General features: G+C 39.5%; 18 protein-coding genes. 1 reads left to right on the top strand and 17 read right to left on the bottom strand.

Features of this window, described 5'->3' with window-relative positions:
• Nucleotides 1-10: 10 nt before the first annotated feature.
• The 10 genes from accC to spoIIIAA all read right to left on the bottom strand — a co-directional run bounded on the left by accC (nt 11) and on the right by spoIIIAA (nt 7,258).
• Nucleotides 11-1,366, bottom strand: a complete 1,356-nt coding sequence (accC, locus tag IE222_RS22780; RefSeq protein ID WP_191276680.1) for an acetyl-CoA carboxylase biotin carboxylase subunit — start codon at nt 1,364-1,366, stop codon at nt 11-13.
• Nucleotides 1,367-1,381: 15 nt separating this feature from the next.
• Nucleotides 1,382-1,885: an acetyl-CoA carboxylase biotin carboxyl carrier protein gene (accB, locus tag IE222_RS22775; RefSeq protein ID WP_191276679.1), complete on the bottom strand. Its 504-nt coding sequence runs from the start codon at nt 1,883-1,885 to the stop codon at nt 1,382-1,384.
• 213 nt (nt 1,886-2,098) lie between these two features.
• Nucleotides 2,099-2,659: a SpoIIIAH-like family protein gene (locus IE222_RS22770; RefSeq protein WP_191276678.1), complete on the bottom strand. Its 561-nt coding sequence runs from the start codon at nt 2,657-2,659 to the stop codon at nt 2,099-2,101.
• A gap of 16 nt (nt 2,660-2,675) precedes the next feature.
• Nucleotides 2,676-3,326, bottom strand: a complete 651-nt coding sequence (gene spoIIIAG / locus IE222_RS22765; protein ID WP_191276677.1) for a stage III sporulation protein AG — start codon at nt 3,324-3,326, stop codon at nt 2,676-2,678.
• A complete protein-coding gene (gene spoIIIAF, locus IE222_RS22760) occupies nt 3,319-3,951 on the bottom strand; it encodes a stage III sporulation protein AF (protein ID WP_191276676.1) in 633 nt (210 codons plus the stop codon). Before spoIIIAF ends, spoIIIAG begins: the two co-directional genes overlap by 8 nt.
• An 11-nt stretch (nt 3,952-3,962) precedes the next feature.
• Nucleotides 3,963-5,171: a stage III sporulation protein AE gene (gene spoIIIAE, locus IE222_RS22755; protein WP_223282859.1), complete on the bottom strand. Its 1,209-nt coding sequence runs from the start codon at nt 5,169-5,171 to the stop codon at nt 3,963-3,965.
• Nucleotides 5,172-5,197: 26 nt separating this feature from the next.
• Nucleotides 5,198-5,578, bottom strand: a complete 381-nt coding sequence (gene spoIIIAD / locus IE222_RS22750) for a stage III sporulation protein AD (protein ID WP_191276716.1) — start codon at nt 5,576-5,578, stop codon at nt 5,198-5,200.
• A gap of 25 nt (nt 5,579-5,603) precedes the next feature.
• Nucleotides 5,604-5,807: a stage III sporulation protein AC gene (spoIIIAC, locus tag IE222_RS22745; protein WP_007084610.1), complete on the bottom strand. Its 204-nt coding sequence runs from the start codon at nt 5,805-5,807 to the stop codon at nt 5,604-5,606.
• A gap of 11 nt (nt 5,808-5,818) precedes the next feature.
• Nucleotides 5,819-6,334, bottom strand: coding sequence for a stage III sporulation protein SpoIIIAB (gene spoIIIAB, locus IE222_RS22740; RefSeq protein WP_191276675.1), 516 nt, complete (start codon nt 6,332-6,334; stop codon nt 5,819-5,821).
• Nucleotides 6,335-7,258: a stage III sporulation protein AA gene (gene spoIIIAA / locus IE222_RS22735; protein ID WP_191276674.1), complete on the bottom strand. Its 924-nt coding sequence runs from the start codon at nt 7,256-7,258 to the stop codon at nt 6,335-6,337.
• 212 nt (nt 7,259-7,470) lie between these two features.
• On the opposite strand from spoIIIAA, the gene IE222_RS22730 reads away from it, so the two are divergent.
• Nucleotides 7,471-8,148 (top strand): SIMPL domain-containing protein, encoded by a 678-nt coding sequence (locus tag IE222_RS22730; RefSeq protein ID WP_191276673.1) that lies wholly within the window; start codon nt 7,471-7,473, stop codon nt 8,146-8,148.
• 112 nt (nt 8,149-8,260) lie between these two features.
• Here the strand turns inward: IE222_RS22730 and IE222_RS22725 are convergent, their stop codons facing one another.
• The 7 genes from IE222_RS22725 to IE222_RS22695 are packed head-to-tail and all read right to left on the bottom strand — an operon-like array spanning nt 8,261 to nt 12,288.
• Nucleotides 8,261-8,770: a TlpA family protein disulfide reductase gene (locus IE222_RS22725; RefSeq protein WP_191276672.1), complete on the bottom strand. Its 510-nt coding sequence runs from the start codon at nt 8,768-8,770 to the stop codon at nt 8,261-8,263.
• A gap of 34 nt (nt 8,771-8,804) precedes the next feature.
• Nucleotides 8,805-8,936, bottom strand: a complete 132-nt coding sequence (locus IE222_RS22720) for a CcmD family protein (RefSeq protein ID WP_191276671.1) — start codon at nt 8,934-8,936, stop codon at nt 8,805-8,807.
• A gap of 3 nt (nt 8,937-8,939) precedes the next feature.
• Nucleotides 8,940-9,701, bottom strand: a complete 762-nt coding sequence (locus IE222_RS22715; RefSeq protein WP_191276670.1) for a cytochrome c biogenesis protein — start codon at nt 9,699-9,701, stop codon at nt 8,940-8,942.
• Nucleotides 9,702-9,704: 3 nt separating this feature from the next.
• Nucleotides 9,705-10,385 (bottom strand): heme exporter protein CcmB, encoded by a 681-nt coding sequence (locus tag IE222_RS22710; protein WP_191276669.1) that lies wholly within the window; start codon nt 10,383-10,385, stop codon nt 9,705-9,707.
• Nucleotides 10,382-11,086: an ABC transporter ATP-binding protein gene (locus tag IE222_RS22705; RefSeq protein ID WP_191276668.1), complete on the bottom strand. Its 705-nt coding sequence runs from the start codon at nt 11,084-11,086 to the stop codon at nt 10,382-10,384. The genes IE222_RS22710 and IE222_RS22705 overlap by 4 nt, the downstream gene beginning before the upstream one ends.
• A gap of 21 nt (nt 11,087-11,107) precedes the next feature.
• On the bottom strand, nt 11,108-12,103 hold the full coding sequence (locus tag IE222_RS22700) for a hypothetical protein (RefSeq protein ID WP_191276667.1): 996 nt from the start codon (nt 12,101-12,103) through the stop codon (nt 11,108-11,110).
• A complete protein-coding gene (locus IE222_RS22695; RefSeq protein ID WP_191276666.1) occupies nt 12,100-12,288 on the bottom strand; it encodes a hypothetical protein in 189 nt (62 codons plus the stop codon). The genes IE222_RS22700 and IE222_RS22695 overlap by 4 nt, the downstream gene beginning before the upstream one ends.
• Nucleotides 12,289-12,439: the final 151 nt, after the last annotated feature.

The following is a 12,439-nucleotide window of genomic DNA, read 5'->3' as shown; positions in this document are numbered from 1 at the left end:
CTCCAGTTTTTTAAACTGACTTCATAACATCGTGTAATTCCAGGAATTTGGTATTAAAGTTACCTTCGACAAACTCCTCATGATCAAGCAGTCTTAAATGGAATGGAATGGTTGTATGAATACCTTCAACAACAAACTCGCTTAGTGCCCGTTTCATTCTGGCAATTGCCTCATTACGGCTGGCGCCATAGGTAATCACTTTGGCAATCATGGAATCGTAATAAGGCGGAATGGTATATCCCGGATAAGCAGCTGAATCCACTCGCACACCCAGTCCGCCAGGCGGTAAATACATTTTAATTTTACCAGCGGACGGCATGAAATTCTTCTCCGGATTTTCAGCATTAATACGGCATTCTATTGCCCAGCCATTAAAAGTAACATCCTGTTGGGTTAACGATAACTTTTCACCGTTTGCAACATGAATCTGTTCCTTAATAAGGTCAACACCAGTTACCATTTCCGTTACTGGATGTTCTACCTGAATCCTTGTGTTCATTTCCATGAAATAAAATTTACGATTACGGTAGTCATATATAAATTCTACCGTTCCAGCACCTGAATAATCAACTGCTTTTGCTGCTTTTACTGCAGCGTTTCCCATTTCTTCACGAATTTCTCCGTCAAGAGCAGGAGAAGGCGTTTCCTCTAAAAGCTTTTGCAGTCTGCGCTGAATCGAGCAATCCCTTTCACCTAAATGGATCGCATTGCCATAGTTATCGGCAATGACTTGGATTTCAACATGACGGAAATCTTCAATATATTTCTCAATATAAACGCCAGGATTGCCAAAAGCAGTTAGCGCTTCCTGTTGAGTAATATTAATTCCCTTAATTAACTCCTGCTCATTTTTAGCAACACGGATTCCTTTGCCGCCACCGCCTGCTGTTGCTTTAATAATAACTGGATAATGAATTTTTTCAGCAAGCTCAATTGCTTCACTAATATCGTTAATAATTCCTTGAGAGCCAGGGACAATTGGAACTCCCGCTTCACGCATCGTTTCTCTAGCAATATCCTTTGTTCCCATTTTCGTAATGGCTTCAGGACTTGGTCCTACAAAGGTAATATTACATTCGCGGCAAAGCTCGGCAAAAGCGGCATTTTCCGCCAAGAAACCATATCCTGGATGGATTGCATCGCACCCTGTAAGTTTTGCGACACTAATAATATTCGTTACATTTAAATAGCTATCTTTAGATGCTGTAGGTCCAATACAGTAGGCTTCATCCGCCAGCTGGACATGAAGAGCTTCCCTGTCTGCTTCAGAATAAACAGCAACGGACTCAACACCCATTTCACGGCAGGCACGAATAATCCTGACGGCAATTTCTCCCCTGTTTGCAATTAACAGTTTTTTGATCATCCTGTTTACCGCTCCTTATTCAGGCTTTACTAAAAATAAAGGCTGTCCGTATTCTACTAATTGTCCATCTTTTACAAGGACTTCGACAATTTCACCGTTTACTTCTGCTTCAATTTCGTTAAATAACTTCATTGCTTCAACAATACAAACGATAGAATCCTTTGATACTTTAGAGCCTGTGGTTACATAAGCATCCGCATCCGGGCTTGGTGAAGCATAGAAAGTACCAACCATCGGTGACGTAATTTTATGTAAATTTTCTGTATGTGCTGAACTTGCTGGCTCTGCTTGAGGAGCATCTTGTTTCACTACCTGAACCGGCGCCGCAGGAGCAGCTGGAACAGGAACTTGTTGAACAGCTTCAGGAGCCGCATGAACTGCCGGCTGAACGGTTGAAACAGTTACACTGCCTGTTTTCTTCATTTTGATTTTTGAACCTTCATTTTCATAAACAAATTCATCAATACTTGATTGATCGACTAATTTAATCAATTCACGAATTTCTTGTACTTTTAACATATTAGGTTACACCCCTTTGAACGACTTAAATTATGACTAGCTAATAATACTATACGATAATACCAAATAAAAGTTCAATAATCTAATATTACTGTGTATGTCATAATGTTGTTCTATTTCTATCTTAATATTTTTTACCAAAAATGTGAAATGGGATCATAAAAACCTAAAAAAAAAGGAAAGCCTCAGTAAAGTGCTTTCCTTTCTTGTATCTTATTTAGAAGGCTGGAAGGTGACGGCTACAAAATTAGATTCGCCAATTTCTTTCTTAACTTCAAGAATAATTTTATCTGCTTCTTGAGCAGAAGGTTTTTTCTTAGATTTAACAGTCACTTTTACTTGCTCTCCGTCTGCACGAACAAGGGCGTCTTCATATCCCATCGTTTTAATCATTGTTTCAAGAATTTCTTCCTTATGAGCTGTTGCTCTTAATTGATCCATTTGATCTTTTATTTTACTTCTCTCATCTGCAGGCAGGTTAGTTGCGGCCATTTCTAACGTTAGTTCCTGCTCCTTTTCGCTGCGCATATCATCCAGCTTCATCCTTAATTCAGCAAATTCAGCGTCACCGGAAATCGTGGAGATAACAGCTTTTTCATCGTTAGCTTTCGTGTTTGACTTTGCTTCCTTTTTATCAGCTTTGTCTTTAGCTGTTTCTTCAACTGAGGTAAGGTCGCTCTTTTGCTGCTCTGGAGAAGTAATATAGTACACCGACAACACCACTACAAGACTCAACATTGTTAATAACCACACTGTTTGTTTCTTTAATAACATTTAACATACACCCCTTTTATTTTTTAGGCATAACTGAGACCCGGTAGCTTGGAACGTCCAAAACCCTAGTCACAGCTTCTTTGATCCATTTCTTCACTTCAATATTTTCAGCACCTTTTGCCACAACAAGTACACCGCGAACATTAGGTTTTTTTGTTTCAACTACAATCGGCACTTCTTTTTCTCCATTACGGATAATGACAAGCTGTTCATCTGTTGATACCTCTTGAACCTTACGCTGTCCGCCTTCTCGATCTCCCTCTTCCGTCGTTTGGGTTTTGGTGTTAGTGTTCTTTTCCAAAACCTTGCGATCTGTTGAATCAATATTGACTACCACTGTTACATCATTAACTCCCAACATTTCTTCGAGTGCCTTTTTAAGCTGCATTTCATACTTTTCCTCATATTCGGCGATTGATTTATTTCCTGCTGCCTTTTTTTGACCAAAAACTGGAACATCTTTACTTTCAGTTTTTAGATTGGCTGCAGCTGGAACCTCAGAAAGACTCGTATCTGGTTTAAAAATCATATTGCCAACTATCATGAATGCTGCTCCAATCAGAAGCACCAATAGCATATATTGAGATTTTCCAGGTTTCTTATCATTTGATTCATCCAATTTGAGGCGTTTTTTGAGCCATGAAAATGGACCTTTATTTTTATCCATTCTTGTTATGAACCCCCCCTTCAATCGAAACTTCAACTGTTTTTTCTGTTACATTCCATTTTTGCGATAAAAATGCGGCAATTTCTTTTGCTTCCTCTGTTGACTTTTGAGATGGAAGAGGTGTTTCTGTGTTAATGACAATCGGTTTAACTGCTTCGACGACTGTCTTCCCGCCCGTTTCCGGCTGCGTCAGAAGAACCATTACCTTTTGGAGGTTTTTTACATTTGCTTGGTCGTTTTCTAAGTTCATTTCTACATCAATTTTTGCTATCTCCAATCCGTATTGTTCCATCAACTCCTCCTTAACGTCCTTTTTCAGTTGGACAGCCAATTCTTCTAAAATATATGCATGTTGTGAGGCTTGTATTTCTTTTTTCTTCAAATCTATTAAATTTTTCATATTTTTTTCCTTCGGGCCCTGGTTAAACGGGATGGAGGTAATCGCTGTTTCAAAATCCTTAGAGATGATTTTAAAAATTGGGGTAAGAATAATAGCAATTAGCAAGAGCCCCATCACCATTTTCGTGTATTTTTGCATACTTGAATTGGGCAGCAGCATATCAATAACAGTGGCTAACAAAACAAATAGAATAATATTCGTTACCCACTCTGTGATAAATTCCATTTTGTTGCCCCCTATCTCATCATCATTGTCAGATTTCCAGCTGCTACTATTACCGTAATACTTAGAAAAAACATGAATGAGACGATCCCGAGCGCAGCGAATACATAAATGACACTCTTGCTGATAATATCGAGGCAGGTGATAATCGGTCCGCCCCCCAGCGGCTGAAGGATTGCCGCGGCGAATTTATATATGAATGAAATAAGCAATATTTTTATAGCCGGAAAAGCTACAATGATCATCAGGATGGCAACACCGGCAATCCCAACTGAATTTTTCAACAGGACAGAGGCACCGATTACGGTGTCGGTCGCATCCGTAAACATCCTGCCGATAACCGGGATGAAGTTTCCTGTAATGAACTTCGCTGTTCTAATGGCAACTCCATCTGTAACAGCTGCTGAAGCCCCCTGCACGGAAATAACGCCGAGGAACACGGTCAAGAAAAGTCCCATCAATCCGATACTCCAGTTTCTTAAAAGTGCAGCCAGCTGAGTTACTTTATATTGATCTGACATGGTACTGACGATGCTAAGCAATGTCGCTAAAAACAGGAGCGGCAGAATGACATATTGCATAAACATTCCGCTCATATTCATTAAAAATAATATCACCGGATGGAAAAAAGCAGCTGAGACAATCCCTCCTGAAGCCGCTATCAAAGCAAGCAAAAGCGGAATCAGTGCCAGAACAAATGAGATCATTGTTCCAATTGCCTCATTTGTATAGCTTATGGCAACATGGAAACTATTCAAGGCAATGATCACTAGGACCATATAAATAATTGCATATGCAACTTTACTAATATTGCTTTTTTCAAATGCATTTTGCATCGACTGCAAAAACATACTGAAAATGGCTAGCATAATCAGGGAGCCTAGTAATTTTCCATTGGCAACAAATTCATGAAAGGCAAACTTTAAAAACCCCTTCCCCCATTCTTTAAAAGAGAAGTGCTTTTCTCCTTTAATGAAATCATACAGGCTGCCTTTCTGACTCTCCGGCAGGAATCCACCGTATTTATTGGTAATATCCTCCCAAAACTGTTTTAATTCTGATAGATCTAGAGACTCCAGCTGGGTATCTACGAGTTCCTGAGGCGAAACAGATGGAGGTGCTTCCGCCTCTTCTTGAGACCCTTGGGTGGCATGGACACTAGGTATTGAGAAAAAAAGGAAGAAAAGAATCATAATAGGAATCATCTGCAAACGCTGCTTCAATTTTCACACCCCATTTAGGACGGTAATTAGCTCGGAATAAGTTTGATAATGGTTTCAATCAATACAGTTAAAATCGGAATTGCCATTGCAAGAATTATGACCTTTCCTGCTAATTCGATTTTAGAAGCAATCGCTCCTTGTCCGGCATCTTTCGTAATCTGGACAGCAAACTCAGCAATATAGGCGATCCCAATAATTTTAAGAATTGTTTCTATATAAACAAGATTAACTTTGGCATTTACCGCCAGCCTCTCAAGCATATGAATAATTTCAAAGATCTTGTCCACTAAAAAGAGAAAAATCACACAGCCGACAAAAACAGTCAGCAAGAAGGCGAAATTTGGTTTTTGCTCTTTTATAATTAAGGCTAAAAAGGTGGCGATGAGGGCTACTCCAACTATTTTTATAATTTCAATGGCAAAGCCCCCCTTTCTATTGAAACAAAAATACAGATTTTATTTTTTGGAAGAGGTCATCCACGATGGAAGCTACCTGGAACAAGATATAAATAAACCCAAACAGCGTTACCCACTGTGCGTATTCTTTTTTCCCTACTTGATCAAGAACCGTATGCAAAAAGGCGACCACGATTCCTACCCCTGCAATTTTAAAAATAATATCTACTTCTAAACCCATTGCTTTTCCCCCTAAAATAATAAAATAATCAGTAACAAGCCTGACAAGAATCCAAGGCTCTTTACCATTTTTTCGTATTTCATTTGCGCTTGTATGGCATTTGCTTCTTCTCTTTCAAGGTGGGAAAGAGTCAACATGATATGCTTCTGCTGGGAAAAGCGATCATGGCGGCCTAGAGTTTCCCCAAACTGCTTCATAATTTCAAACTCGCCTTTTTTTAATGCAGTTGATTTCCAAACCTCTCGTAAACTAGTTTCCCATGCTTCATTTACAGTTGTTTCCGTATCAGTTAGTTTCTTGGCAAAACTATCGAAAAAATTTGACAGCGGCTTTGATAGCTGAGCTGAAAGCCTTCTGGCGGCTTCATGCAATGGGGTATGGCCATACATAATCTCTGCTTCAAGTGATTGCAGCGCTGACCGTAAAGAACGAAGCTGCTGCGGCCGGTCACTTAAGTGCCTTGAGGCTTCAAAGCCGATAACAGTGGTAGCAACAATTATAAATACGGCACCTATCAGCTTTACCATCTATGTCACGCTCACTTTATCCTTTATTTCTCGTCCAGTCCCATCTAATATATGAGTAATTGTACCTGGACCTGCTTTGCGGCTTAGGACAACATATCTCTCAAAAATTCTTTGTTGGATAATTTCCTTTAATGATGGCCGCTTGCTGATTTCCTCGACGCTTGACCCATGAGTTGTCATCATCAAGTTAATCCCTGCATGAACAGCCTCTCGAATCGCTTCAGCATCTTCTTTACGGCCAATCTCATCGACAATCAAAACATCGGGGCTCATCGAGCGAATCATCATCATCATACCTTCTGCCTTTGGACAGGCATCCAATACATCTACCCGGACCCCGAAGGTCAATTGCGGTATTCCATTTATACAACCAGCAATCTCACTTCGCTCATCGACAATCCCAACCTTTTTAGCGGGAATTCCGTTTGTCTCGTTTCCGTCCGATATGATTCTGGCAATATCGCGTAGTAACGTTGTTTTTCCTGTTTGCGGCGGGCCAATTACCATCGTATTCATCCATTTCCCTTGAAAAATATAAGGAATAATAGGCTGCGCAATCCCAATTTTCTCTCTGGCAATACGAATATTAAAAGATGAAATATCCCGAATCGCCTTGACTTTACCGGATTCTAAAATCACTTTGCCAGCTAGTCCAATTCGATGTCCTCCAGAAACTGTGATATAGCCTCGCTTAAGTTCCTCTTCTAGTGTATAAATCGAGAAGTGGCTGATTTTATTCATTAGATGAAAGGCATCTTCCGGCTGAATAATATATGACAGGAATCTTGGCGCCCCCTTCGCTGTCAGTTCAATTGGCCGATTGATTCGGATACGAATCTCTTCCAGTTCTTCTTTTACGTAAGGAGGGATTTGATTGATTTGGTCGGCAATCGTCTTAGGTAAAAAGTTCAAAATCATTTCCACTGCATTTTCCCCCTCTTCCAGCCTGTCTCATTAATTAAAATGTATGCCCCAATGGACACATTATGACTTTCTAATCTGGCAAAATATAAGTTTAAATCTATTTTTTATTTATTTTTACTAGACTCTATTCAAAAAAATCGTATAAGCAGAGGAACATTTACTTTTACCAGCCGTAATCTATAGAAAAAAAGTCTAGTTAAGGGGAGAAGGTTTTGTACAATTATCAGCTGCAAGGTCAAAATGGACTGCCTAGTCTAAAGTGGAATGTGATGAAAGTAAATGGAGAAGGAGTAGTGGATGTACGCCCCGATTCCGCTTCGGTAAATTTAGGCGTGATTACAGAGAGCAAGGAATTAATTGCTGCCCAGAAGGAAAATTCCGTAAAAAGCACAAATGTCATTAACTCGCTTGTTTCTCAAGGAATCGGCCATGAGCGGATTAAAACATTTGATTACCGAATAGATTCTGATTATGACTATATTGAAGGAAAGCAAATTTTCAGGGGTTATAAAGTGACAAATATACTAAAAGTGAAAATAGACGATTTAGCAGGGGTTGGTAAAGTGGTCGATGAAGCCGTCAAGAGTGGAATAAATTATGTCTCTAACGTTCAATTCTCTGTTGAAAATAAAGAGCATTTCTATAAACAGGCACTAACATTAGCCCTTACTGATAGCATTGAAAAAGCAAAAACATTGGCTGCAGCACTGAAGGTACACTTAAATCCGACACCGCGTTTAATTATCGAAAGCGGTACAACTGTTCACCCCCTTTCAAACTATCCTGAAACACTTGTTAAAGGTATTAGTTCTACTCCATTTGAACCTGGACAAATTCAGGTCAAAGCTTCTATATTGGCGGAATTCCAATATACACCAAGGGTGGTGTGAGCAGAGCTAAACCCCACCAGTCTATTTTGGTATTTTCTTTAACTTACTTAAGATTAAACCAACTAGACTGGTGCGACGCTCCGCCCCTTTTCCTAGATTGAACCAAATTGGTTCAATCATCATATTTCTTCACCCATTTATATAGCTGCATTTCGGTTACTGCGCCATTATAGTGCTCGCGAATAACTCCTTTTTTATCAATCACAAATGTTTCAGGCTGTCCGGTTACATTAAATCGTTTTGAAACCTTGGCATTGTAATCAAATAAATAATTCATGTCTTCTCGATTATTCTTTGTCACTTTATTAACTTTATCGATAGTTTCACCACGGTTGATCATCAGAAGGGGATATTTGTCACCGTAATCCTTTTGAAAAGCCGCTAGCTCCGGGAATTCGTCCTTACATGGTTTACACCAGGTAGCAAAATAATTCAAGATGACCACTTTCCCTTTATATTCAGAAAGCTTTGTTGTACCTCCTTCGATATTTGGGAGTTCAAAATTATAAGCTTGATCGCCAATATCAGTATGCTCACCCTTGGTGACCAAACTATAACCAAAAAAGCCGAACATTGATATGATTAGAATCATCACGAATGATTTGATAACCCTTTGGTTCACGTTCAAACCTCCTATCTTAAGTAGCCGCATTCAACTATTGATCCATTTGCTTTAAAAATTCAATTTCCTTTTTGAGTTTGTCATGCCTTTTTCCTAAAATAAACATGTAAGCAAAAATGACCACCCATGCAACAGAGTAAGCACCTAACATATATTCGTAATTCATTGTTTATTCCCCCATTTTCGCTCTTAATTTTTCTTTATGCTGATCTACCGACAGTCTCATTTTCTCAAACGACACTCCCTTTCGGAGCAAGTATGAATAAAGAATCGTGAAGGCTGTTATTGTCACCAGCAATGCCACAAGCATCGTATCCTCAATTCCGCCCCCTTTTTGCGAAGGACCCTCACCAAATACGATTGGATGGAATTTTGTCTGCCACCAGCGAATTGCAAAGAAGACAATTGGCACGTCAGCAAACCCGATGATTCCAAATACGGCCGCCAGCCTTGCCTTTTTATCCCAAACCCCATCCATTTGCCGAATCATGATATAAGCAATGTAGATAAAGAATAATATTAGCGTCGTTATTAAGCGCGGTTCCCATACCCACCAAGTATTCCAAGCCGACCTTGCCCAGATGGGACCTGTCGTTAACACAATTATCGTAAACACAACACCAATCTCAGCGGAAACATAAGCATACGTATCATAAATTCGTTTTCGTTTGATTAAAAACAAAATACTAAACAAAAAGGTTACAAAAAACGCCATGAATGCAAGCCAGGCGGAGCTTACATGGAAATAAAAGATTTTCTGGGCTGCATACATTGTTTTTTCTTCCGCCGCATAGATAAAGATGAAATAAAGGGAAACCAGCATCGAAACAACCGTTGCGCCAAACAATAAATTGGATAAATTAGCACTGCCGGCACTCTCCGTTGGGATAACGGGAAGCGCCGTTTTTTCGCGTTTGAGATTCATACTCATCGCTTATACCTCCAGAACATAATCAATTAATAGGAAACAAACAACAAAAAAGATTACATCATAAGCTGTAATTAATTGGATCCACGCTAAGGCGCTAGCAAGCTTCTCCATGTTCGTCAGAATAATTCTCGTAGCTTGTACAACTCCTATTAAAATTGGGGTTGTTATCGGAAAAAGCAGTAACGGCAACAGCATTTCACTGCTTTTTGAATTGGCTGCCAGTGCCGCTAAAAACGTACCAATAGCAACAAACCCAAAGCTGCCAAGGAAGATTACAATTAGAAAATAGGGCAGGCTTCCAAGAAATTTAAAATCAAATAATAAAAATAAAAACGGAATCGAAATAATTTCAACCACCAGGATCATCATAAAGTTAGCAAGAAACTTCCCTAGATAGATACTCGCAGCTTCCATTGGTGCAGCCAAAAGACCCTGCATCGTATCATTTCGCTGTTCTGAAATAAACGAACGGTTTAGACCTAAAATTCCTGCAAATACAATAATCACCCAGATAACACCGGGAATGACAGCTTTGGTCGTGTTATTAGCCGGGTCAAAAGCAAAGCTGAATACAACAATGACAAGAGCAGCAAAAATAATTTGGGTTACCAGGATTTGTTTAGTTTTTAACTCAGAATACAAATCTTTTTTTGCTAGCAGGACGGCTGTGCGAAGGAGATTCATGACGCCCCCTCCACCTGCAGCTGATATTTTTTAGATACGAACCCAATGTTTTGATTTTCAATGTAAAAGTCATCAGCAATCCTGCCATTTTTCATAATGATAATCCGGTCGCAAATTTCAGCTGCCTGCTTGAAATCATGAGTAACCATTAAGGTTGTTGTCTTCTTTCCTTTCATTGAGAGAATCACATTGTTTAGAATTGATATGGCTCCTTGATCCAAACCAGTATGCGGTTCATCCAACAGAAGGACTTCAGGTTCATGGATAATTGCCCTTGCGATAGCGATTCTTTGAATCATTCCGCGGGAAAAGTTCTTTACTGGTTCATTTAAAAAAAAGGATAGGCCTACCTCTTTCACCAGCCTTACAGCCCGTTGTTCCACCTCGGTAGCCCCATATATATTTCCGAAGAAAACGAGATTTTCCAGTGGTGAATAATGATCATAAAGCAGGCTGGAATGGGGCAGGTATCCCAGCATTCTTTTGATTTCAAGCTGATTTTTCTTTAGTTCTAAACCATTAATTTTAACGGAGCCTGCCGTCGGTTTAATTAAGGAAGCCAGCACTTTTAGCAGCGTACTTTTTCCCGCTCCGTTCGGTCCCAAGATGGCTACTGTTTCTCCTTTAAGGATGGATAGGTCAATACCGCGTAAAATCAGCTTGTTATCAGCCTGCTTTGTCAATTTCTTGATTTCAATCATTTACTTCCCTCCCAACCGATGCTAATCAATGAAATCTCTTATCCTTAATTTCACCTGAATTAAATGTTGTTTATAGGCATCAAGCCTCGCTTGATATTCAGCTTCGGATAGTTTCCCATTCCCAAAGGTTTCTTCCAGTTCAATGATTTTATCCATAATCGTCTTTTGCTTTGTCATCAATAATTTAAAGGTTTTTTCTTCCTTATCTGCCCCAAGTTTTTCTTCCTCTAAACGTGCTTTGCGCCTAAAATAGGCATAATAGGAAATGCCCGCTATAATGACCGAACCTATAATAATTAAAAACACATGCGGATTAAACCGGTGTAATGGCGACTGGGCCCACATCCTTAAATGACCTGGGTTATGGAAAGCCGGCGCGGTATGAGTAACAGCATTATTACCTTCTATGACGTTCTCAGCCTGCAGTTGTTTCCCGCTATCGGCGGCAGGCTGTACATTTTTGTTATAGACAATCGTAAAGGCTTGTTTTGCCTTTATTCCCTCAATGCTGTATCCCCAATAATTTTGATCTTCAAATTTGAAAAAACCTTGATTTATCGATTGAATCCCCTTAACTTCAATACTTCCTCTTCCTTCCGGGACAAGGATTTGCATCGTCTTCACTGGATAGTCGACCGAAAGCCTAATTTCCTTATCCTTAGGCATGCGATAGCTATACGGAAGGACCATTGTTTGGTTCGCGGGGATAGGCGTTGTTGTAATAAAGCCCTTGTCCACTTGCTTAAAGGCAATTTTATTATCTAAGAAATTTAAATCCTTTGCCTCTAGCGGAAGAGTTACTTGTAAAACAGCCTCACCTTTTCCGTCTCCTGTATATTCCTTTTTGGAACTATTGGTGTAATTCACCATGTTCATCATATTGGTCGATCCATCTTCAGCAGGGCTTATAACAAGATAATGCATATCAATCAAAATCTTTTGATCTTCTGCTGCTAACCCCTTGTATGATGTGGACAGCAGTAATCCAAGGAGGAGTATGGCGATTTTCTTCGTCACTTTTGTCCCCCCTTTTTATTTTTGGAGATTATCATTCGCTCATTAATTTCTCTTTCCACTTCAGCCATTAAATCGTAATCAACACTTGGTATTGTTAACTGCTCTTCTTCTTTCATAATGTTGGCAACCTCTGCTTCATATTGCTTCTTTAAGTGTTTATAATCAGCAGGAGAAATTTTATCCATTTTGTATTCAAACTCCAGCTCATTTAAGGTTGTTAACAGAGCTTCCTTAGTGCTTGTTAGTTCCCTTTCGCTCTTTTGAAGATGAAAATTTAATGAACCAAACGTAAAAAATGGCGATAAAATCAAAAACAAACAAAACTATCATGAGCTT

The sequence above is a fragment of the Neobacillus kokaensis genome, from assembly GCF_014656545.1.
Taxonomy (GTDB): Bacteria; Bacillota; Bacilli; order Bacillales; family Cytobacillaceae; genus Neobacillus; species Neobacillus kokaensis.
Note: the sequence above shows the minus strand (reverse complement) of the source record. Positions and strands in the feature narration are given on the sequence as shown.